19 protein-coding genes are annotated in these 23196 nt (G+C 49.0%); 12 read left to right on the top strand and 7 right to left on the bottom strand.

The window, feature by feature from the left end; genetic code table 11:
* Positions 1–6: 6 nt before the first annotated feature.
* Together GSF09_RS00315 and GSF09_RS00310 are read right to left on the bottom strand one after the other, a co-directional pair.
* Positions 7–1047 carry a hypothetical protein gene (locus GSF09_RS00315; RefSeq protein WP_159798926.1) on the bottom strand — a complete coding sequence of 347 codons (1041 nt, stop codon included), beginning with the start codon at positions 1045–1047 and terminating at the stop codon, positions 7–9.
* Between the two features lie 123 nt (positions 1048–1170).
* Positions 1171–1419 carry a helix-turn-helix transcriptional regulator gene (locus tag GSF09_RS00310; RefSeq protein WP_159798925.1) on the bottom strand — a complete coding sequence of 83 codons (249 nt, stop codon included), beginning with the start codon at positions 1417–1419 and terminating at the stop codon, positions 1171–1173.
* 626 nt (positions 1420–2045) lie between these two features.
* On the opposite strand from GSF09_RS00310, the gene GSF09_RS00305 reads away from it, so the two are divergent.
* The 3 genes from GSF09_RS00305 to GSF09_RS00295 are packed head-to-tail and all read left to right on the top strand — an operon-like array spanning position 2046 to position 9094.
* Positions 2046–5057: a SusC/RagA family TonB-linked outer membrane protein gene (locus GSF09_RS00305; protein ID WP_159798924.1), complete on the top strand. Its 3012-nt coding sequence runs from the start codon at positions 2046–2048 to the stop codon at positions 5055–5057.
* Positions 5058–5067: 10 nt separating this feature from the next.
* Positions 5068–6462, top strand: a complete 1395-nt coding sequence (locus GSF09_RS00300) for a RagB/SusD family nutrient uptake outer membrane protein (protein ID WP_159798923.1) — start codon at positions 5068–5070, stop codon at positions 6460–6462.
* A gap of 31 nt (positions 6463–6493) precedes the next feature.
* Positions 6494–9094 (top strand): S9 family peptidase, encoded by a 2601-nt coding sequence (locus GSF09_RS00295; protein WP_159798922.1) that lies wholly within the window; start codon positions 6494–6496, stop codon positions 9092–9094.
* A 65-nt stretch (positions 9095–9159) separates the two neighbouring features.
* On the opposite strand, the gene GSF09_RS00290 is transcribed toward GSF09_RS00295, so the two are convergent.
* From GSF09_RS00290 to GSF09_RS00280, 3 genes are all read right to left on the bottom strand, one after another.
* Positions 9160–9444, bottom strand: a complete 285-nt coding sequence (locus tag GSF09_RS00290) for a hypothetical protein (protein WP_159798921.1) — start codon at positions 9442–9444, stop codon at positions 9160–9162.
* A 68-nt stretch (positions 9445–9512) separates the two neighbouring features.
* Positions 9513–11000, bottom strand: coding sequence for a MauE/DoxX family redox-associated membrane protein (locus tag GSF09_RS00285; RefSeq protein ID WP_159798920.1), 1488 nt, complete (start codon positions 10998–11000; stop codon positions 9513–9515).
* 134 nt (positions 11001–11134) lie between these two features.
* Positions 11135–11446, bottom strand: coding sequence for a hypothetical protein (locus GSF09_RS00280; protein WP_236564826.1), 312 nt, complete (start codon positions 11444–11446; stop codon positions 11135–11137).
* 509 nt (positions 11447–11955) lie between these two features.
* Here GSF09_RS00280 and GSF09_RS00275 point away from each other — a divergent pair.
* The 5 genes from GSF09_RS00275 (at position 11956) to GSF09_RS00255 (ending at position 16819) form a co-directional block, all read left to right on the top strand.
* Positions 11956–12345: a plasmid mobilization relaxosome protein MobC gene (locus GSF09_RS00275; RefSeq protein ID WP_159798919.1), complete on the top strand. Its 390-nt coding sequence runs from the start codon at positions 11956–11958 to the stop codon at positions 12343–12345.
* On the top strand, positions 12333–13592 hold the full coding sequence (locus GSF09_RS00270; protein ID WP_159798918.1) for a relaxase/mobilization nuclease domain-containing protein: 1260 nt from the start codon (positions 12333–12335) through the stop codon (positions 13590–13592). Before GSF09_RS00275 ends, GSF09_RS00270 begins: the two co-directional genes overlap by 13 nt.
* 16 nt (positions 13593–13608) lie before the next feature.
* A complete protein-coding gene (gene mobC / locus GSF09_RS00265) occupies positions 13609–15591 on the top strand; it encodes a conjugal transfer protein MobC (RefSeq protein ID WP_159798917.1) in 1983 nt (660 codons plus the stop codon).
* 92 nt (positions 15592–15683) lie between these two features.
* Positions 15684–16181 carry a plasmid maintenance system antidote protein gene (locus tag GSF09_RS00260; RefSeq protein ID WP_159798916.1) on the top strand — a complete coding sequence of 166 codons (498 nt, stop codon included), beginning with the start codon at positions 15684–15686 and terminating at the stop codon, positions 16179–16181.
* Positions 16163–16819 (top strand): nucleotidyl transferase AbiEii/AbiGii toxin family protein, encoded by a 657-nt coding sequence (locus GSF09_RS00255; protein WP_236564825.1) that lies wholly within the window; start codon positions 16163–16165, stop codon positions 16817–16819. Before GSF09_RS00260 ends, GSF09_RS00255 begins: the two co-directional genes overlap by 19 nt.
* 55 nt (positions 16820–16874) lie before the next feature.
* On the opposite strand, the gene GSF09_RS00250 is transcribed toward GSF09_RS00255, so the two are convergent.
* On the bottom strand, positions 16875–17132 hold the full coding sequence (locus tag GSF09_RS00250) for a hypothetical protein (RefSeq protein ID WP_159798915.1): 258 nt from the start codon (positions 17130–17132) through the stop codon (positions 16875–16877).
* 3 nt (positions 17133–17135) lie between these two features.
* Positions 17136–17903: a LexA family transcriptional regulator gene (locus GSF09_RS00245; protein WP_159798914.1), complete on the bottom strand. Its 768-nt coding sequence runs from the start codon at positions 17901–17903 to the stop codon at positions 17136–17138.
* Positions 17904–17991: 88 nt separating this feature from the next.
* Between GSF09_RS00245 and dinB the strand changes: the two genes are divergently transcribed.
* The 4 genes from dinB (at position 17992) to GSF09_RS00225 (ending at position 23187) form a co-directional block, all read left to right on the top strand.
* Positions 17992–19146, top strand: coding sequence for a DNA polymerase IV (dinB, locus tag GSF09_RS00240; RefSeq protein WP_159798913.1), 1155 nt, complete (start codon positions 17992–17994; stop codon positions 19144–19146).
* A gap of 2 nt (positions 19147–19148) precedes the next feature.
* The gene (locus GSF09_RS00235) at positions 19149–22214 is read left to right on the top strand and encodes a DNA polymerase III subunit alpha (protein ID WP_159798912.1); all 3066 of its coding nucleotides are present in this window, start codon (positions 19149–19151) and stop codon (positions 22212–22214) included.
* An 11-nt stretch (positions 22215–22225) separates the two neighbouring features.
* Entirely contained in the window at positions 22226–22849 is a 624-nt protein-coding gene (locus GSF09_RS00230) for an alpha-ketoglutarate-dependent dioxygenase AlkB (protein WP_159798911.1), read from the top strand.
* Between the two features lie 95 nt (positions 22850–22944).
* Complete coding sequence (locus GSF09_RS00225; protein WP_159798910.1) at positions 22945–23187, top strand: hypothetical protein; 243 nt, start codon at positions 22945–22947, stop codon at positions 23185–23187.
* The last annotated feature ends 9 nt before the right edge of the window (positions 23188–23196 follow it).

Here is a 23196-nt window from a genome sequence, read left to right as displayed (position 1 = left end):
GGTTTACTATAAAGCTACAGCTAAATAATCAAACTCAACTTTCAGGTTTTGTTTTATAAAATTTATATACTTTAAATCAATTTCTGTCGGCGGATATTGCCCAACAACAATATGTTTTTTCGGCCTTGAATCTGTATCATTGATGGAATATAGTAGTATTTGACCTAATGCCTGTTTCACACATTCGGCAGCAAAAGATGCTGATTTTACTTCATAAAAACAGATGAAATTAAGATGAAACAATTTTATATCTACCCTATTTTGCTCCATAATTACATTTTCTTCCCCATGTTCAGCCACAAGTCTGCTGTAAAGCTTTTGTTGGATTATGTTGTGTTTTTGTTCAGCTGTATAGGGTTTAGAAGATCCTCGCTCCTGCCGATTAGTATTTCTATCTTTTGTGCCACCCTTTCCTTGAGCCTTTCCCGTAGTGCTTACTATCTCATCGTCCAGTTCTAGTCCAAATCTTTTATAAAGCAGCCACATATATTCATAGACGTTTAGCTCAGCCGGCTTATTATTAATCATTAGCTCTTGGATTTCTGATATTTTGGTCCTTCTCGTAGTAATCATACCAAAATGTCTTGCAATCTTAAACAGCACTTCACGTTTATAAATTGGAATGAGTCTTTCATTTGAATACAAAAAGGCGATTTTCCATTTAAACATATCTGGTAAACGGATGTCATCAATATCCCTAAACTCACCTTTGAAAGATAAATTTATTATTTTAACCACGTCCTCTCTTGCTGTTTTAAAAGCAATTTCTGCATTATCTCCATAGGCTTTTATCCAAGAATATCTGTTATCTCCTTTGTAATTTTTCGGCTTTTTTGAGGGATCTTTTCGTTCATAGATACCAAATTTAATAGAGCCCGGACGCCCCTTTATACTACCAAGAGATCTTGTTTTAGTCTCAACCCATTGACAAAATGTATCTTTATTACCCACGCCAACAAATTGGTCTATTGACATTACCTCTACAACCGCTAGAGTCCACAACCCAAGGAATTCGTTCAAAAGCTTTCTTGAATCTTCTACTGCCATTTAAAACATATTTCTTCTAGTCGAAAATAATAATCCTAATTGTAATTAATACAAGTAAAAACACCTGCAGAGAAAAAACAGGTGTTTCTACGAGAAAATAATAGCTGCCAAATGGCAGCTATTCTATTTGAATATTGGAGAATCAAAAAACTCTTTAAGTGTTATTCCCAAAGCATTACAAACTCTATTAATTGAATAAATTGACATACCACGATTAGTATCTAACTTTTCCCAAGCTTGAAAATTTTGTCTATCAATATCAACATTTTGAGAAACACCTGCTTTAGTCTTTCCGTGTGTTTCTCTTAACTCTTTTAGTCTTAACTTAATATTATCCCTCAGTATTTCGTCCTCTTTTCTCAATGTTGCCATATGGCAATTTCATGTTTTTAAATATTTTTTAAGTAATGCATATGCATTACTTAAAAAATTCACTATATTTGATTAGTTTTAATAAATTTGCGATACTTCTATTAAGATAATTGAAGCATTCGCTTGGAATCTCGCCTTCAAAAACTGGTAATTTTAGCGCGCGGGACGATAAGTGTAAATGCTCACGCCATATGGCGTGGGCTCACTTATTTGCGCGCGGGTATACCAGTACCTTGAAGGCAGTAAGCTGAGTTGAAACCCACGCCTCCTTTTTTGGGATGGTTTTCTATTTTATTTTTATTCAGCTTACTTCTCAGCAATGTTTCCCAGGTGTCGCGCTAAGCAATACTACATGATGGGTGCGTGTTTGAAAATTCATTGTTTTTCTTTCTCTGGTCCTTATTCTTTGGACCCCACCACTCATGCCGCAATACCCGGAGAAGGCTCCGGAACTATTGGAAAGAGAATAACTAGCCTGAATACTAACCTACAAACCATTTTTTTGCCCATGACAGACCAGTAAACTATTGGACCAAACACAAATAAAAAGCCCTCTGCAATTACTTGGCGGTGCTTGCAGAAGGCCGTGATAACAAAACTTTCGTTTCATTTAACAATTCAAAATTATGAAAATAATTTCATTGGATAAGGGCTGCTTTGCCTTTATTTTAGGGCTATTGCTCTGGTGCAGCCACATGCATGCCAACTATCTTAGTCACAATATAACTATTTCCTACTGGCAGTCAGCCGTCTCGGGTACAGTATCCGACACTGCCGGTACGTTGCCCGGTGTTACCGTTTTTGTAAAAGGGAAATCTATTTCCACTATCACAGACGAAAAGGGACAGTACAGCATTAATGCAGCTCTTGGTGATACGCTGGTATTTTCCTTTGTAGGGTTTAAGGACAAGGAACTTATTGTAACGGCACCGGTGCACAACGTAACGCTGGAAGAAAACACCACGCAGCTTGGGGAAGTAGTAATCAATGCCGGCTATTACAATGTCAGGCAAAAAGAAAGTACAGGAAGCATCTCCAGGATAACAGCAAAGGAAATTGAAGGCCAGCCTGTGACCAATGTGCTGGCGACCATGCAGGGCAGGATGCCGGGGGTGCATATTGTGCAGGGGACGGGTGTTGCCGGCGGCGGCTTTGACATCAGGATTCGTGGGCAGAACAGCCTGCGGGATGGCGGCAATGCGCCGCTTTATATCATTGACGGGGTTCCGTATTCCTCCGAGAACATCGGAAACGGCCAGACCTCCACAGTGCTGCCGGCCCCTACTAGTCCGCTCAACAGCATTAACCCGTCGGAAATAGAAAGTATTGAGGTGCTCAAGGATGCGGATGCTACAGCCATCTACGGCTCGCGGGGGGCCAATGGCGTGGTGCTGATCACTACCAAAAAAGGCAAGGCTGGTAAGACCACCGTCTCGGCTACCTACTCCCGCGGCTTTGGGCGTGTAACAGGATTTATGGATATGCTGAGTACCGAGCAGTACATTCAAATGCGCGAGGAAGCCTTTGCCAATGACGGGATACCGATAGGCCCTGCGGATTTCGATGTCAACGGGACCTACGACAGGAACCGCTATACCGACTGGCAGGATGTCCTTCTAGGTGGGACTGCCGATATTACCAGCCTGCAGGCTTCGGTAAGCGGCGGGTCCGAGAAAACGCAGTTCCTGCTTACCGGTACCTACAATAAAGAAACTACCGTATTCCCGGGGGACTTCGGCTATGGCAAAGGCGGGGCAAGGCTGCAGGTCAGCCACCGCTCCGATGACGGCAGGTTTACCGCAAATGCCACCGCAGGCTACACGGCGCAGAAAAACGAGCAGCCGGGCCTCGACCCTACCCCCATTGCCGCAATGCTGGTGCCCAATGCGCCAGCACTCTATGACAGCGAGGGCAACCTGAACTGGGAAGGTAGTACCTGGATCAACCCGTTGGGGGAATTCAACGGAAAGTTCCGCACCGACACCCATGATTTCATAGCCAATACGCTCCTTTCCTATACCGTACTGGAAGGGCTTACCCTTCGTTCCAGCTTCGGCTTTACCGACACGCGCCATCTTGAGGACCGCACCATGCCCAATACTATTTATGACCCTGCCTATGGGATAGGCCCTGAGTTTTCAACACTATACCTCACCACTACCTCACGGCAGTCCTACATCATTGAGCCGCAGCTGGCCTACACGCGCCAATGGGAGAAACTAAAGCTGGAAGCATTGGCAGGTACTACTTTCCAGCAGCTCACTGGCGCGCAGCTGGCGCAGTCCGGTACTGGATTCAGCAGCAATAGCCTGATCTACAACCTTGCTGCCGCCACGTCATTGGATGTGGCTTCGCACCTCGAATCGGACTACCGCTACAATGCGGTATTTGCAAGGGTAAACCTGAACTGGGACAGGCGCTACATCGTGAACCTGACAGGGCGCAGGGATGGCTCAAGCCGGTTTGGCCCGGGCAGGCGGTTTGCCAATTTTGGCGCTGTGGGTGCTGCATGGCTGTTCTCTTCCGAGGAATTCCTCTCGGGCAGCACAGTACTGAGTTATGGAAAACTGCGCGGCAGTTACGGCACCACCGGCAATGACCAGATCGGGGATTACCAGTTCCTGGACAGTTATGCGGTATCGCCCAATACCTACGGCGGGAGCAGCGGCCTGCAGCCGACCAGGCTCTTCAATCCCGACTACGGATGGGAAACCAACCGTAAACTGGAGGTAGGCCTTGAGACTGGCTGGCTGAAGGACCGGATACTGTTTTCGGCGGGCTGGTTCCGCAACAGGTCATCAAGCCAGCTCGTAGGGGTGCCTTTACCGGCAACAACCGGCTTTACTTCCATACAGGCCAATTTAGATGCGGTGGTAGAGAACAGCGGATGGGAATTTTCCCTGACCACCGTTAATGTCCAGAAACCCGACTTTACATGGTCCACGGGCATCAACTTGACCATAGCGCGCAACAGGCTGGTAGCGTTCCCTGACCTTGAAGGCTCCTCTTACGAGAATCTGTACGTCATCGGCCAGCCCCTGAACATCCGCAAGGTTTACGAGTATACGGGAATAGATCCCCAGACCGGCCTTTACCAGTTCAGGGATTTTAACGGGGACGGCATTCTTACGGGCGAGGATGACCGCCAGGCGGTACGCGACCTGAACCCAAGGTTTTTTGGCGGCGTGAGCAACAGCCTGTCCTACAAAGGTATTACCCTGGATTTCCTTTTCCAGTTCGTAAGCCAGGACAATTACAACGAAAAAGTGTCCTCGGGGCCACCGGGGACATTTGCCAACCAGCCCGCTGCAGTGATGGACCGGTGGACATCTCCGGGAAGCGGCGGGCAGTACCAGCGCTTCACAACGGGCGCGGACTCTGAGGCTGTGACGGCATTCAACCGTTTCATGAACAGTACGGGGGTTATTTCGGATGCTTCCTTTATCCGCCTGAAGAACATAGCCCTGTCCTATACACTGCCGAAGAATGTAACGCCCAGGCTGGGCTGCAGGGTCTTCCTCGAAGGGCAGAACCTTTTGACCATTACAGGATATAAAGGCCGGGATCCCGAATTCGCGGGATTGAACTACCTGCCGCCTTTGAAAATTATTTCTACGGGGATTCAGCTAACTTTTTAAAACAAACAGGATGAAACGATTTACTATACTTAAGGCACTGCCTTTACATATGCTCGCACTGCTGCTCCTTTGCATGACGGCAGGATGCGAGGACTATATTGAGGTGGACCTCCCCTCATCGCAGCTGACCGCTTCGATGGTGTTTGAGGATAAAGCTACAGCCACCGCTGCCGTAACGGAAATTTATGCGAAAATGCGCAGTTCAGGTATGCTCAGCGGGTCCGCACAGGGGCTTTCCGCTGCCATGGGGCTCTACGCTGATGAACTGGAATATTATGGCGCATCAACTTATTTTGCGGCCTCCTTCTATAACAATGCCGTACTGCCGTCCACCTCGCAGGTAGGTTCGTGGTGGTCCGGCGCCTACAACCAGGTATACGGTGCCAATGCCGTGTTGGAAGGGTTAGCCGCTTCACAGGCCATCAGCCAGGCTGACAAGGAACCGCTTATCGGAGAGGCGCTCTTTTGCCGTGCGCTGCTGCATTTTTATCTGCTGAATGTATTTGGGGATATCCCATACATCACCACGACCGACTACCGTGTCAACAGGGTAGCGCAGCGTATGCCTTCCCCGGAGGTATACCAAATGATTGCCCAGGACCTTGAACAGGCCCTAACATTACTCCCCGAAGAATACATCACCCAGGACCGTACACGCCCTAACAGGGCAGCCGCGCAGGCACTGCTCGCAAGGGTCTACCTCTACAGTGGGCAGTGGCAGGAAGCGGCGGACATGGCCTCAGCGGTGCTGAACAACACGGCGCTGTACAGCGAGGAACCTGTTGAAACTACTTTTCTTAAGGAGAGTAATGCTACCATTTGGCAATTCTCACCTGCGGCGGAAGGGCAAAACACTGCGGAAGGTGCCACCTTCATTTTTATTTCAGGTCCACCCTCTTTTGCCACGCTTCGGCAGGAGCTCATGGAGGCGTATGAGGATGGGGACCTCAGGAAAGTGCATTGGGTAAAAGAGGTTCCCGGTGATGGCGGGCCATGGTACCACAGCAACAAGTACAAGGAGCGGGCAGCTACAGGCGCCACCCTTGAAATGTCTGTGGTGCTGCGGCTTGCTGAGGTCATACTGATCCGCAGCGAAGCGAGGGCGCGCCAGGGTGACCTTATTGGTGCGCTGGAAGACCTGAACAGGGTACGCCAGCATGCCGGCCTCGATGACACACAAGCGTCCGGTGCCTCTGAAATCCTGGAAGCGATCCTTCGGGAACGCCGCACAGAATTATTTACCGAGTTCGGACACCGGTTTTTTGACCTGAAGCGGACAGCGAACCTCGATGCGGCGCTGGATCCCCTGAAACCCGGATGGCAGCCTACCGATGCGCTGCTGCCCATCCCGGAAAATGAGCTAATCACCAACCCGAACCTGGGTTCACAAAATCCCGGCTATTGAAATGACTATAATGCAAGCGCTAAATGCAATCATGATACAAGGCTTCTACAGGTATTCCTGCAGTTGTGTGCTGGTGCTTTGTACTGCGCTCGTCTTTGGGCAGGCTGCTCCGCGGGAGTCTGGCCATGACCCATTTGCGGGATGGGGTGCGCTCAACCTTCAGGGCATGAGCACTAATGGTAAATGGCTCACTTACTCCATGGCATACGGTCCAGCAGGGGACACGCTGTTCCTGGTCGAAGCCGATGGCTCCCGGCAGCTTGATTTTCCTAGCGGGAGATCGGGCAGCTTTTATGGGGAGCGCTGGTTTGCCTGCCTTGACAACAGCGGCCTTTCACTGGTGGATCTGGAAAATAGGACCGTTAGTGCCTTCCCGGCGGATGCCTTTGGTTTTGCCGAGAGGAAGCAGGCGCTGTTTTTTACAAAGCATACTTCTGATGGCAATAAGGCGCTACGTGTCAAAAATTTGAACGGCAGCATCTCACTGACCTTCCCAGCGGTAGAGGCTTACAGTTATAATAGCGCCACGGGTAAGCTGGCCATAGCAGCAAAGCAGGAAGCAAACCTGTGTATCATAGTGCTGGATATGGATGATTTCAGCCAGACGGAAATCTATTCGGGAACTGCCTCCTGCCGGTCACTGCAATGGCAGGATAAGGGAGATGCGTTGGCTTATATTTTAGGGCCTGCCAAGGTCAATGGCAATGACACTGGCGAGCTGATACTGCACCGTATGGATACAGGGCGAAGCTACACGCTTCAGCCTAATGCATACCCCGGCCTTATCAGGGGAACGATCACAGCCGGTTACGGCCCTATAGTTATATCCGGTGATGCCTCAAAAGTGTACTTCCAGATTGCACCGGAACCCATAGCCGACAGCATCAAAGGGCCCGAAGTCTGGAACGCGGCTGACAGGGTCATTTACCCTTCAAAGGTTACGGTCAGGGAATGGACGCAAATGCCCAAGCTGGCCGTGTGGGCACCGGTGGAAAACACTACGGCAATGCTCACCAGTGAGCAATACCCTTCCGTGATGCTGGCCGGAAACCATCCCTATGCGGTGCTGTGGGATCCTTATGGCAATGAACCCAGCCCGAACATGTACGCCCCACGCACCTACCATATACTGGATATGCGCACGGGCAGGATCAGCCAGCTCCTTAACGACGGCGGGTTTGCGGGGCAGCTGAGCATCTCCCCGGGCGGAAAGTACCTCAGTTATTTCAGGGGCGGCGATTGGTGGGCCTACGAATTCGCCTCAGCCACGCATTACAACCTGACAAAGAGTATACCCTTTCCGCTCTTTAAAGAGAGTTTTGACTGGCCGGATGAGCCACCGGCTTATGGCGTTATGGGCTGGAGCCCCGGAGATGCTGAAATAATGGTTTATGATAAGTACGACGTGTGGGGCATCACACCGGGCAAAGCGCCCAGGCGCATCACTTTTGGCAGGGAGAAAGGGGAACCGTACCGACTCGTTCCCCAGCTGGCGGAGCAGCATACCAGGGGCAACTATAACGGCTCCTATGTAGGGACAGTAAGGCTGGACCGCCCGTTGCTGTTCAGGGTCGGCTCCGTTTCAGGGGCGTATTGCATGAGGCTGGCATCGGGAAAATTTAAAAAGTTTATTGAAACTGATGACATGCTGTCCCACGGGGTTACTGACAGCGACGGAAAGAACCTTGTGTATATACGGCAGAACTACCAAACCCCACCGGTCATTGAAATAGCCGGCTTGGGTAGGGCTCCCAAAGTACGCTACCGCAGCAATAAGCAGTATTACAATATGCAGCCTTTCAGGGCTGAAAAAGTAAACTACTACAGCAGCCAGGGGGAACGCCTTGACGGGATATTGTACTATCCGCAGCAATACAGGCCGGACAAAAAATACCCGATGATTGTGCATATCTATGAAAAGCAGGCATGGGAAATGCAGAAGTTCATACGCCCCTCTTATGACAATGGTGCAGGGTTCAACCCGGCCAATTATATGATGGACGGCTATTTTGTCTTTTTGCCGGATATCTCTTTCACAGGCAATGACGCAAACCCCGGTGAGGCAGCGCTGGACTGTGTGGAGGCGGCTTTGGAAAGCCTGGAGGCCAGGACAGACATTGATAAAGATAAGATCGGCCTTATCGGGCACTCGTTCGGCGGATATGAAACCAACTATATATTGACACGCTCCCGCAGGTTTGCGGTGGCTGTCAGTGGGGCTGCCATTAATGACATCCCCTCTTTTTACCACTTTGTGGTGCCGGAGTTCAAACGGCCGAATTTCTGGCATATGGAATATGGGCAGTTCAGGATAGGAAAGCCTTACCACGAGGATCCCCGTGGATATAACCAGGCATCCCCTTTGTTTAATTCGGCAGGGATCAATACACCCCTGCTCTCGTGGTGCGGCAAGGACGACCAGCAGGTCCCTTATACGCAGCTGATGAGCCTACACCTTTCGTTAAGGCGGCAGGGAAAAACACATACTGCGCTGTTGTATCCGGGTGAAGGCCATACGCTCTCCGGGTATGGGAACAGGCAAGACCTGACCGTACGCATAAAAGAATGGTTTGACTATTACCTTAAAGGCAGGCCGAAGCCCCTTTGGGCAGAGCCTGATAAATGGAATTGAGTTAGTTTAGTTTAAGTTGATTAAGTTGAAAATGCAGTCCGTCGGGACTGCATTTTCTTTTTTGCTTACGGCATGATACGGTACAGTGTCTGTACGCATCGGTTCTGGTCATCCTTGCCCCAAAGCTGGGTTCCTGTGTCCGACCCGCCTACCCTGCACAGGTGGCTGTTGCTCTCAACCTGGCAGTTCTCTTCATTGTTACAGATAAAAACCGTTGCCCCCCTGACAAAGCCGGGTTTTGTGGTTGCGGTCCTTTTCTGTAGCGTTTGCGCATGGGTGGCAAATGCACCCGAAACAGCCACGGCAAATACACCTGCCACAGCTACCCTCTTCAAAAGATTTGTTTTCATAATAAATAATTTTAAGTTGCGGCCTACTCTGTCTCAGGTTTTCGGCCTTACCCCTGCTGCAGTCGTTTTTATTTTGTTGTCGTGAAGATCGCGGGATGCAGCTGGTAATCGACCAGGTACCTTCCCAGCAGCCCGTAGAAATGATTGCCGTTAACCATAAATGACCGGAGTTTTTCACCCCTTTCGTGATACACATAGAAACTGGATATGTAACGGTTGGCAGCGGCATCATACACATCAATAATGGAAGCCTCCCTCCACATATCCTCCTTCTCGAACCGCCCCCTCAGGGCGGACTGGACAAAGAGAAAACCATTGTCGATACAGGCATTGTTATTGACCGTCAGCGGCGGTGCTGATAGTTTATATTCCCGGTGGCTCTTTACGTAAGCCACCTGTACTTGCGCCTTGTCAATGGTATCAATGGTCTTCCCCCGGCTGATCAGGTTGAGGCGGTTATCGGCAAGCAGGAACTGGTTGCGGTAATAATACTGGTACATCAGTTTTTCCTGTTTGGCATCGAACTGGAGCGTCCCGTCCACATCAAAGCGTCCGTCAACCTGGCGTTGGAGCAAGCCACGTTTGATGGATACCTTGCCGTTCGGCAGGTGAATGCCGGCCAGGGTAAAAGTGTTGTCCCTGTCAAAGCACCGTACCGCTATAAAAGAGGTGTCCACCGCCCTGGCCTGCGAAAAATAAATACTGCCCCTCCAGGCCTCCCGCGCCTTCCACCCATGGCGCTGGTGCCCCCTGAAAATGACGGGGACAGTACCGTCGGAAAGGTAAAAGCCACTGGTGCCAACCTCAAGCTGGAGTGACTGGAACGGCAGGTTATCCGGGAGCAGCCTGATGGTGTCCTGTTCCAGGCCAGAAAGCAATGTATCCAGCCGGGTTACAATGAGCGGCGCGGTAGTATTGCCAAGGTATAGGGTATCGTCAGCAGTCCCGGCAAAGTAATAGCTGTTGTACCGCAGGTCGGCCTCACGGACTTTGTTGGGGTTATGCGGGAAATTCCGGATGAAGGTATTGTGCTCCTGCATGGTAGTGGCAGACCGTTTATAAAGGATGCCAATCATGCCAAGGCCAAGTAAACCGAATACAAATAGTTGCATTACAGGCCCGGTAAACCTGCTCCCGTTTGGGCCGGAAAGCAGTAGCGCTGCCGCTGCAAGAAGGACGAAAGCGAGGTTAAAGTACAGGTGTGCCGTCCAGCCCATCTCCTCCAGTATGCCACCGCAACTGCAGGGAATGTAACTGCTGTAATGCAGTACGATATAAATGTATCCGGTGAAGACCAGCATCAGCGTATAAGCGGCCAGCAAGGCAGCCCTCCGGAACTTTTTAAAGAGTAAAAGCACACTGATGGCAAGCTCCGCTACAGGGACAATGACAGACAGCGGTGCGGCATAGGCCGCCGTGACGGGGGACTGGGCAATCTGTATCCTGAAATTTTCAAAATCAAGCAGCTTGCTGACCGCTGCATATACAAAAAGTAAAATGAACAGGCCGCAGACAGCCTCTATGGCGATACCTTTAACTCGGGAGGATATTTTCATTGCACTGTGAATAAATAACTATGGCTAAGTTATCGCAGTACAGTAGGAATCTTATTTTATAAAGCGTGCCTAAAGTTGTAAAAATTAATTAGATTTATAAAAGATGAAGGGCCACCTGTCGGCAGCCCTTCCGGTCATTTTGAGGCGGCCAGTGCCTTAAGCTTTTCACTTAATTCAACAAGCCCCGCCTTTTCCAGGAAATCATGGGAAAGGTCTTTCAGTTCCTGCCGGGCCTCTTCAGGCGCCGAGGCAAACAGGCCTCCTTTGCCCTCTCCTTTTTCCTGTAGCCCCTGCTCGATAACATGGGTTAGCAGCAACACATTTTTTCTCGAGATACGCATGTCGATACGTACCGCATCATTCATTCCCGGGCTGCTCAAAATAGTGTCGAACACCTGCCCCACTTCATTGGTAGTCAGCATACGCTTTAGATTTAAATTAAACATGTAGAGGAACAAATTTAATCAGGCTGCCCCTATTTATCATAGTTATAATTTACCCATGATTGGATTGCTTCCGCCCGCTGTATAATTTTGTTCAGGAACTTGCAAAGTAACGCATGATCACTCTAATGTGAAGCTCGCTGCTGCTGATAGGTAATGATCCGGAAATAACCTTCGGGCAGGCCCTCAGGATTTTTCCCTGGGATGTAAGAATGGGCGAAAAAGAATCCATTGCGCAAATGCTTCATGGACTCACTTTCGCAATGAATGTGATACTTGCTCTGGACAGCATTTATCTCTCTTTAATCCTGAAGGGATTTAAAAGAGCCTGCAGGTAACAGGTAAAAGATGCCGGTAAGAAAGTTTCCGGACACAGTAAGAGATTGCTGTTTCTGTTGCAATCGGCAAGATGAACGGTTGTATCACACAACCGGATCTTGGCCCCTTCACTCGAAACTCGTTGGGGCATATTGCCCAGGCTGGACAAATAATGATAAGTGATAAAATGAAGTATGATGACAGCACAAAAGAACAACCGTACCAAATGGGTGCACCTTCGGCTTCTCCCGGATGAGTATAAGGCACTTCAAAACAAATTTTCCAGGACAACTTGCCGAAGCCTGAGCCAGTTTGTAAGGGCTGTACTGCTTGACAAGCCGCTTGTGGCAACCTACCGGAATGCCTCCCAGGATGATCTTCTCCAGGCTATGGCAACCCTGACGCGGGAGCTTAGTGCAATCGGTAATAATGTGAACCAGTCGGTGAAAAAACTGCATACGCTACGGGAGGGTGAGGCTGCCGGATGGGCGCTTCAGCATGCCTCGGAGTCGGAGCAGCTTCTACTGAAGATCAATGAAGCAAAAGCTTTGCTAAATTCAATGGCTGAGCGATGGTTGCGGTGATTAAGGTGAGCAGTTCCATACACCGCATCCTCAATTACAACGAGAATAAGGTAAAGCAGGAAAATGCGGTTTGTCTGACAGGAGAAAACTTTCCCGGGGATGCGGTGCAGCTGTCCTTTAATGCAAAGCTGAACTACTTTCTAAAGCGTATGGAGCTCAATACCAATGCCCGCCGAAACAGCATCCATATCTCACTGAACTTCGACCCGTCAGAGAAAGATCTTCCTGTTGAAAAGCTTACTGCCATCGCAGCTGAATACATGGAGGACATCGGTTTCGGCAGCCAGCCTTACCTAGTCTACCGGCACTTTGATGCGGGGCACCCGCACCTGCACCTGGTTAGTACGAACATCCTGCCCGATGGCAGCCGGATTGACCTGCATCATTTGGGTATCCGTAAGTCGGAGCCGGCACGGAAAAGGATTGAGGAGGCTTTTGGGCTGGTAAAGGCACAAGACAGAAACACGGCACGCCTTCACGTGGACAGGCCGGGTACCGGGCCCGCGGTATATGGGAAATCAGAAACACGCTCAGCTATACAGAATGTGCTGGAGGCAGTGCTGGACCGATACCGCTATACAAGCCTTCATGAACTTAATGCAGTGCTGGGCATTTACAATGTAAAGGCGGAACGAGGAAGGGAAAGTTCGCGGGTGGAAAAGCACAAAGGGCTGTACTACCGCATCATCAATAGTTATGGACAGCCCGTGGGTGTACCAATTAAGGCCAGCCTGTTCTATAACCGGCCGACACTTGCAAGGCTTGAAGGCAAATTTGCCCGAAATAAGATAGCAGGTAAGGTACATACGGCAAGGATTAAGAACATGATCGACCACCTTGCCGCGGCAAAGGTGAAGCCTTCATTGGAGGGATTGGAAAGTGCTTTGGCTAAGGAAGGTGTCATCATGGTACAGCGGCGGAACAGCCAAGGCTTTTTATACGGGCTGACCTACGTTGACCACAAGACTGGTGCAGTTTTTAATGGCAGCGCTTTGGGCAAATCTTATAGTGCAAAAGAGATGCAGGAACGGTTCAGCCCCATATCATCAGGCGAAGCTAAACGCACCGAAGAGAGAAAGCTGGAACACATAGCGGCAAATATTGCAGAGAATGATCCGAGGGCCGCAGGGCTGATACAGGAAATAGCAGGCCTTATCGGGACATTGACAGCTGCAGGATACGCCCCGGATTATGTATCCAAACACTACACACGGAAGAAAAAAAGAAGGAAGCGGGGAACTTCGTAATACTAAAATAATTGCTATGAATACAGGTGAAAATGAACAGGCGCTTCGGAAGATATTAGACATGACACGGCTGATAAGCCTGCTGGTGCTCTTCCTGCATTTCTATTACGAATGCTATGGTTTTTTTAATTATTTGAAACTCACCACTGGGTTTACTGAGAAGATCCTAAAGAATATTATAGCCACAGGCTTGTTTGCTACTTTCCATAAACCCAAGCTTATCGCTGTGGGATTTTTGATCATTTCGCTGTTAGGTGCCAGGGGTAGAAAGGACGAGAAAGCCACAACCGGGCAGGCTGCCCGGACTATAATTACAGGTGTCATCCTATATGGCAGCTCGGTTGCTGTTTTATACAGCGGTTTTACAATGCAGGCCATTGCCGTGTTATACATGGCAAGTTGTGCATGCGGCTACCTGCTGATGCTCTCGGGAGGGACTAAACTCTCGCGTATCATCAGGCAAAAATTAGGCAGCGGCGACATTTTCAATACGCTTAACGAGACCTTTCCGCAGGAGGAGCGGCTTCTTGAAAACGAATTTTCGATTAACCTGCCGGCAAAATATCGCCTTAAGGATAAGCAAAGGCTGAGCTGGATAAACATCATCAACCCTTTCAGGGCTTTGATGGTATTGGGAACCCCCGGCGCCGGTAAATCCTATTTTGTGATACGCCATGTCATCACCCAGCATATTGCCAAGGGCTTCACCATGTTCGTCTATGATTTTAAATTCGATGACCTTTCGCGTATCGCATACAACTCATGGCTCAGGCATAAGGACAAATATCCGGTACCTGCCAAATTCTATGTGATCAATTTCGATGACCTGACCCGCTCCCACCGTTGCAATCCCCTTGAGCCTTCAGCAATGACGGACATAACCGATGCGGCTGAGTCAGCGCGGACCATACTGATGGGGCTTAACCGGGAGTGGATCAAGAAGCAGGGTGATTTCTTTGTGGAATCCCCCATCAACTTCCTTACCGCGGTAATATGGTACCTCAGGAAATACAAGGACGGCGAATTCTGTACCCTGCCCCATGTCTTGGAGCTGATGCAGGTGGAGTATGACAGCCTGTTTACACTGCTGCGCACTGAAAAGGAGATCGAGGTGCTTATCAACCCTTTTGTCAATGCATACCTTAATGATGTGATGGAACAGCTAGAGGGACAGATCGCATCCGCTAAGATTGCCCTTGCAAGGCTGTCCTCACCGCAGTTGTATTATGTACTTTCCGGCAACGATTTTACCCTTGACATCAACAACCCCGACGACCCTAAAATAGTCTGTATGGGCAACAACCCGCAGAAGATCCAGATATACGGCGCGGTGCTTTCCTTATATGTGACCAGGCTGGTCAAGCAGGTCAACAAAAAGGGTAAACTGAAGAGCAGCCTGGTATTTGATGAGTTCCCGACCATCTACCTCAATAACATGGACAGCCTCATTGCTACCGCGCGAAGCAATAAGGTCGCCACATGCCTGGGCATACAGGACTTCAGCCAGCTGCGCAAGGATTATGGGAGGGAACAGGCGGATGTCATCATGAACATCACAGGGAACATCATTGCAGGGCAGGTAACGGGCGATACGGCAAAGCAGCTCTCTGAGCGTTTTGGCAAGATCATGCAGGACCGGGAAAGCCTTTCCATCAACAGCAATGATACTTCCATCAGCCGTTCCAAACAACTGGAATCCGCCATCCCCCCTTCAAAAATAGCCTCTTTGAGTTCCGGTGAATTTGTCGGTATGGTAGCCGATGACCCCCTTACTAAAATTGACCTGAAAACATTTCACTGTGAGATACTCAATGACCATGAGGCTATAAAGAACGAGGAAGCGGCCTATCGCGAAATTGAACCTGTGCGCAGGATAGACCAGCAGGCAGTACAACGGAATTATGAACAGGTGAAGCAGGACGTTCAGGAGATCATACAATCTGAAATGGAGCGGCTGCTATCCGACCCTGCCCTCTCCTATCTGGTGATTAAAAAGTAGAAAACTGAATACACAATAATACATATATGATAAACAGTAATTTAGACAGTAACGACATTATTTATATAAGCAATTTTGCTTATATTTGTAGTATGGAAAAGCGCTTTGAAAAATATAGGGGTATCCACCCGGGTGTTATATTGGCAAGGGAACTTAAACAGAGGGACCTGGCCCAGCGCCCTTTTGCCCTGTCAGTAGGCCTGGCTCCCCAATCCTTTAACCAGATCATCAAGGGAAAAAGAAGCCTTCCGCTGCCTGCTGCCTTAAAGATAGACCGGGAACTGGGTCTGGAGGAAGGCACCCTGGCGCTTTTGCAGACCCATCACGAGATCGAGAAGGAAAGAAAGAAACTACTGAAAGAGCACCGCCCCAATATGCAGCTGCTGCGCAAAAGCCTTTTCTGGGATACCGATATAGAAAGCATTGACTGGGAGCGCCAGGCACGCCCTGTAATACTGCGGGTATTTGAAAGGGGCAATATCAGCGAAAAAAAAGAGATCCTGCGTTTTTACGGGTTTGAAAAAACACGCCAGGTAGTAAAGGATAAGGGTAATGCTAGACTTTCAGCAAAATGGAACAAGGCAGGATGATATACTGGAACACGGTTAACGAAGATTTGCGTGCAGCCTTGCTGCTTTTGATGCAGGCAGAAGCATTAGAGGATTTCCGGCTGGTGGGCGGAACGGCCCTTAGCCTGCAGCTGGGGCACCGCATATCAGTAGATATTGACCTTTTTACCGATGCGGAATATGGTTCGGTTGATTTTGAAGCTATTGAGGTTTTCATGGAAAGGGAATTCCCTTATCTGGACAAGGGCTTTGGTACGGCCATCGGCATGGGGAAGTCCTACCTTATCGGCAACAGCAGGGACAAGGCTGTCAAGCTTGACCTGTACTATACCGATACATTCATAACACCGGCTTTGGACTGTGAGGGTATCCGCATGGCCACATTGGAAGAGATCATTGCCATGAAGGTGGACATCGTCCAGCGCGGGGGGCGCAAAAAAGATTTTTGGGACCTGCACGAGCTTCTCGACAACTATACAGTTGCGGAGATGCTCAGCCTGCATCACAAGCGGTATCCCTATAACCATGACCGGAACCTGATCTATGCCAACTTCAGAAACTTCACCCTTGCTGATGATGATTTTGACCCTGTAAGCCTCAAAGGCTACTATTGGGAACTTATAAAGGAAGATATCCAGCAGGCGCTGGAGAACCGGTGAGAAACTTAAGGGTCAAGTGTAAGCTAAAATAAACCTTTTTGCAAATCTTTTATTACTATCCTTTTTCAGGCAATAGCTCGATAGTATCAGAAAGTGATTCCGTTACGATACAGTGAGCGATGTAGCCCTTTGCTTCATTTGCGAGCGCTGTTTCACTGGTAAAGTAATGGACATAGTGCTCCGGACCTTCTTCCTCGAAATAAATAATATCAGTGAAGCCGCGGGCGATAAGGCTTCCCCTAAGCTTCAGCACTTTCTTTTCAGTAGCGGTGTCAATATCCCTTGATATTTTAAGGCGTATCGTTACAGGCATAAATTAGGATTGTATATTTTTTAAGGCTTTTATCTCATTTTGAAGGCTGCTGAACATCTCCCGGATACTCTGCGGTTCCAGGTTGTCAGGCTCATATTCTTTGGTGGCAATGCTGCAGCTGTACTCCCAGATCTCAAGGACATCGGACAGCTTAACATCGTAGGGTTCATAAAATGTATTGTCCGAGATCAGGGTAAGGCTGTTCTTCCCGTTACGGTTCAGGCGCTTATAGACGATCCCTTCATTTCGGGTCAGCAGGATGTACGTACGCCCGTCGCGTACCTCGCCAAGGCTTTCGATGTATTTCCCGATGATAAAGGAACCTTCCCTATGGGGCGGCATGGAGTCCCCTGCTACAGGAAAAGCCCTGTATTTGCCTTGTGGCAGGAACGGCAGGGAGATATGCTGCAGGCTTTCGATGAATTCAGGGTCGCTGTAGCCGCTCAGGTAACCGGCACGTGCCTTGTGGGGGATCACCTCAATGGTGTTCTCCCCTTCCCTGTCCACGGCGATAGGCAGCAGGATACGGTTATCTTCCAGTTGCATGAGCCCGTCAATATCAACCTTCCGGATATCGGCCGTCAGCAAAAGATCAATGCTGATATGGTAGTAATGCGATAATTTGATCAGGATCTCAAAAGGCGGCTGGGACTTGCCTTCTTCGTATTTAGCAAGCCTGTCGCGCGTAATAGCTAAGCTTTCAGCTACGATCGCCTGAGAAACCTCTTTTTTCATCCTGAGGTGCCTGATGTTGTCGGAAAATAAAGACATAGCGTTTTTTGGGATTATTTATCGCAACAAATATAAAATATTTTGGGAATATCTGTCCTAATTTTGTTCAGTACAAATGGGATGGATTATGGAACGCTCGATTGTACATATGGACCTGGATACTTTTTTTGTATCCTGTGTCAGGCTGCAAAATTCTGGCCTGGAAGGGATTCCCCTTATTGTTGGCGGTGGCGACCGGGGCGTGGTGGCTTCCTGTTCTTATGAAGCACGAAAGTTCGGTGTGCATTCCGCAATGCCGATTAAGATGGCGCTCCGCCTCTGCCCCGAAGCACGTGTCGTTAAAGGCGATATGGAATTGTTCTCCCGCTACTCCACTACGGTCTCACAGATTATCGAGGAAAAAGCGCCGGTAATGGAAAAGGCCTCGATTGATGAGTTCTATCTGGATATTACCGGGATGGATAAGTTTCATGGCTCCTACAAATGGACCCGTGAGCTTTCCTCAACCATTACCCGTGAGACGGGGCTGCCGATCAGCTTTGCGCTTTCGGTTAATAAGACGGTCTCCAAAATTGCCACCGGTGAAGGAAAGCCCAGGGGCAACCTTGAAATCCCGCAACCCATGGTACAGCAATTCCTTAATCCATTATCCATCCGCAAGATCCCCATGGTGGGTGATGCAACTTTTAAATTGTTGTCCCGCATTGCGATTCGCAACATACAGACCCTGGCGGAAATGCCCGTGAATGTGTTGCAGGAAATGATCGGTAAAAACGGGGTGGAATTGTGGAAAAAAGCCAATGGGATCGATAACACACCTGTAGAGCCGTACAGGGAGCGTAAATCATTATCGACCGAAGATACATTCCACCAGGATACCACGGACCTGTTATTCCTGCGCGCGGTACTGTGCACGATGGTGGAAAAGCTGGCCTACCAACTGCGCAGCGAGGGGTGGCTGACTTCAAATGTAACAGTTAAGATTAGGTATTCCAATTTTGATACCGAGACCCGGCAGGTGACATTGCCCTATACCTCCTCCGACCATACCCTTACAAAAGCGGTACTGGAAGCTTTTGAAAAGCTCTACCAGCGCCGTATGAGCCTGCGGCTTGTCGGGGTGCGCTTCGGAAAGCTGGTACGCGGGTCATACCAGATCAACCTGTTTGAGGATACCCAGGAAATGATGTCGCTGTACCAGGCTATGGACAGGATTAAAAACCGCTTCGGGTCAGGCGCTGTCATGCGTGCCAGCGGCATGTATAAAACCAAAATGATCTGAGCATGTACCTGAACTGCCATTCTTTCCACAGCCTCCGCTACGGTACTATCCCGGTAAGCGATCTGGTGTCCATGGGCAAAAGCTTGGGGGTTACCGCTATGGCGCTGACCGATATCAACACGGTAACGGGTATCTATGAGTTTTATAAGGTCTGCAGGGAATCGGATATAAAGCCTTTGGTAGGGATGGAATTCCGTGAAGGAAATGCTTTGCTCTATATTACCCTTGCAAAAAGCCGGTCAGGTATAGGGGAAATCAACCAGCACCGTACACGCTATAACCTTGAAGGGGCACCTGTGCCTTCTTTGGCTCCCGATTTTAAGGAGGTGTTTGTTATCTATCCAATGGATAAGGCGCCAGACTCGCTTCGCGAATTTGAATACATTGGGGTGCGGCCTGAAGAGGTCTCCCTTCTGATACGCCCCCAATGGAAAGACAGGCTGGAAAAGATGGTTGTGCTGCAGCCGGTAACCTTCCGAACGAAGGCCGAATACAACCTGCACCGCATACTGCGTGCCATTGACTTGAATACCCTGGGCAGCAAGCTGGCACCTACCGATTACGCAAAAGCTGATGAGATGATGATTCCTTTTCAAGACTGTATTAACCGTTACAGCCGGTATCCTGAATTACTGGAGAATACTAATTCGCTGATCAACAGCTGTAATTTTGAATATACCTTCGGGGTGCCGCGCAACAAAAAGCACTATACCGGGAAAAGGGAAACGGACCTTGAACTGCTTACAGCTCTAGCAGAACAGGGGCTGATGCGCCGTTATGGAAGTGATAATGACGCTGCGAGGGCACGTGTGGAAAAGGAGCTGAAGGTGATTGACGAACTGGGATTCAGCGGGTACTTCCTGATTACATGGGATATTGTGCGATACAGCAATTCCATGGGGTTCCTGCATATTGGGCGCGGCAGCGGCGCCAACAGCATTATTGCCTATTGCCTCGGCATTACCGATATCTGCCCACTGGAACTGGATTTGTATTTCGAACGCTTTCTGAACCTCAACCGCAAAAGCCCGCCGGATTTTGATATCGACTGGTCCTGGAAGGAACGCGATGTGATCCTTGAATATATTTTCAGGCGTTACGGGTCAGACCATGTTGCCTTCTGCGGTACGAACGTGGAATTTAAATACAAATCTATTTTCCGTGAGGTGGGTAAGGTGTTCGGCCTCCCGAAAGAGGAGCTTGATGCCTTGTCGGGTACCGCCATGGACCAGCACGATAAAAATGAAGTGGTGCGGCTGGTGCACCGCTATGGCATGATGATGGAGAAATACCCTAACCAGCGCTCGATGCATTCCTGTGGAATACTGATATCGGAAGACCCGATCACTGATTTTACGGCACTGGAGCTGCCGCCCAAAGGGTTTCCGATCGTGCAATTTGACATGCATGTGGCCGAGGAGATAGGCTTTGATAAGTTTGATATCCTCTCCCAAAGAGGGATCGGGCACATCGATGAATCGGTAAGGCTCATCAAAAAGAACCGTGGCATTGATGTCGATATCCGTGACACGTCGATATCCAAGGATGAGGCGGCCTGCAACGAATACCTCGGACAGGGAAAGACCATCGGGTGTTTTTATATAGAGAGCCCTGCCATGCGGGGCTTGCTCCGCCGCCTGAAGTGCAACAATTATAAGACGCTGGTGGCGGCTTCCTCTATTATCCGCCCGGGGGTGGCGCAGAGCGGGATGATGAAGGAGTACATCTTCCGGCACAACTATCCTGATAAGTTTGAATATTTCCATCCGGTTTTCGAGGAGCAGCTTGGTGAAACCTACGGCATCATGGTATACCAGGAGGATGTCATTAAGATTGCGCTCCATTACGGGGGGCTGGCTGCCGCTGATGGAGACATATTGCGTCGTGCCATGAGTGGCAAAGGGCGCTCCAAAGCAGCCCTGCAGAAAGTGAAGGATAATTTCTTTGCCTCCTGTGCAGCAAAAGGGCATCCCGAACAGTTGAGTGCTGAGATTTACCGCCAGATCGAATCCTTTGCAGGCTATTCCTTCTGCAAGGCGCACTCCGCTTCCTATGCCGTGGAAAGCTACCAAAGCCTGTACCTGAAGGTATACTACCCTATTGAGTTCATGGTGGCGGTGATCAACAACCAGGGCGGGTTTTACCGCACAGAAGTCTATGTGCATGAGGCGCGGATGTCGGGGGCTATTATCCACAATCCCTGTGTAAATAAGAGCGAGGTAGAGACCACCTTGTATGGAAAAGAGGTCTATCTGGGTTTTATGCACCTTCAGGGATTGCAGGGGGACATTGCAAAGACTATCGTAGAGGAACGCTTTGCCCATGGGGACTATGTTTGCTTAGAGGATTTTATCAACCGCGTGCCCATTGGCATAGAAGGACTGCAATTATTGATTTATATAGGGGCTTTCCGTTGTACGGGCAAGAACAAGAACGAGCTGCTGGTAACGGCAAGGCGCATCATGATGAACTTCAGGCCTGAGCAACGCCAGCCCCAACTGCTGCCACAGCCTGTCCGGGAATACAGGCTCCCGGAGCTGAAACGTTCCCCCTTTGAGGATGCCTTTGACGAGATTGAACTGTTGGGGTTCCCGGTATCGGTAACGCCGTTTAACCTACTGAAAACATCCTATCGTGGCGATGTGATGGCACGTGATTTGGTGCATTACCATAAAAAGCAGGTCAGGATGTTGGCTTACCTTGTCTCAAGAAAGCATGTACCCACTAAAATGGGTGCCATGTATTTCGGGACCTGGATTGATGCCAACGGAGAATTCTTCGATACCGCGCACTTTACCGGCAGCCTGAAGGAATACCCTTTTAAGGGAGGGGGTTGTTATTTGCTTTTGGGTACTGTTGAAGTAGACTACCACTTCCCTACCATTACCATATCCAAAATGGAAAAGATGCCCTTCATACCTGATCCGCGTTACAGGGAAAGCGATGTGGAGAGTTCCCAAACCCAGGAGAGGTTGCGTGAGGATGTGTCGATGACCCAACGGGCGCCCTATCCGCAGGAACAGGAGATAGGCCTCCCAAGGCATAAGATGAAAACTGTGAACAGCTAAAGAAACTGACTATGACTTTGTTTAACGATACCGATATGTTTACCACAGGGACTGAAGGCAAGAAAACATATGACCTTCCAGACCTCGAGCTCATGAAATATGATGGATTCATTTCAAAGGAAGAAGCAGACCATTATTATAACATCCTGCTGCACAATACGCCATGGCATGAGTACCGGATGCCGATGTATGATAAGGTTGTTACTGCCCCGCGGATGATTGCCTGGTATGGGGAGCAGGAAGAAGCCGGTGAAAGTGTATTGCCATGGACGCCTGACCTACTTGCGCTTCGGGATAAAGTTCAACTTGAGACCGAGCTTGAATTTAATGCGGTACTGTTGAACCTGTACCGCAATGGCAACGATAGTGTCGCATGGCATTCGGATAAGGAGCATAAAATAGGAAAAAATCCAAGCATTGCTTCCGTTACCTTTGGACAGACAAGGCCGTTCCGGTTCCGCCATAAAAGCAAAGTACCACCACAGCTGGAGATTCCTCTGCATCACGGAACTTTATTGCTGATGTCAGGGACGACCAATACTTTTTGGGAGCATCATATTCCGAAGTCAACGAAAGAAATGCTTCCGAGGATTAATTTGGCCTTTAGACAAGTTAAACATAGTATCCTAAATTAGCAAATAGTTAAGCAATTTGTTTAACCTAGAAAAAATTGATACCTTTGTTATATTAACAACGAACTCATGAGAAGTTTGATGTCATAAAAAATAGATTGAGGTTCCTTACTTTACTGGGTTATTTAATTTTGGTTATCGCACATGGAGGCGAATGTTATGTAATTGCCAACGAATTGGCAAATGAGGGCGCGAAAGCGACTGAGAATAAAGAGATTATCACTAACCGTAATACAGAAGAGGAGGCACATATGGAAATGCAAACAGAGTACACTAACGTAGCTGCAGCGCAGCAGTCACTACAGGAAGCTAAAGCAGGGAACCCATCTAAGGCACATTGAACATAAAAA

This window comes from Flavobacterium sp. MK4S-17, from assembly GCF_009848495.1.
In the GTDB taxonomy this organism is placed as follows: domain Bacteria; phylum Bacteroidota; class Bacteroidia; order Flavobacteriales; family Flavobacteriaceae; genus Flavobacterium.
This window is presented reverse-complemented; position numbering and strand designations above follow the sequence as displayed.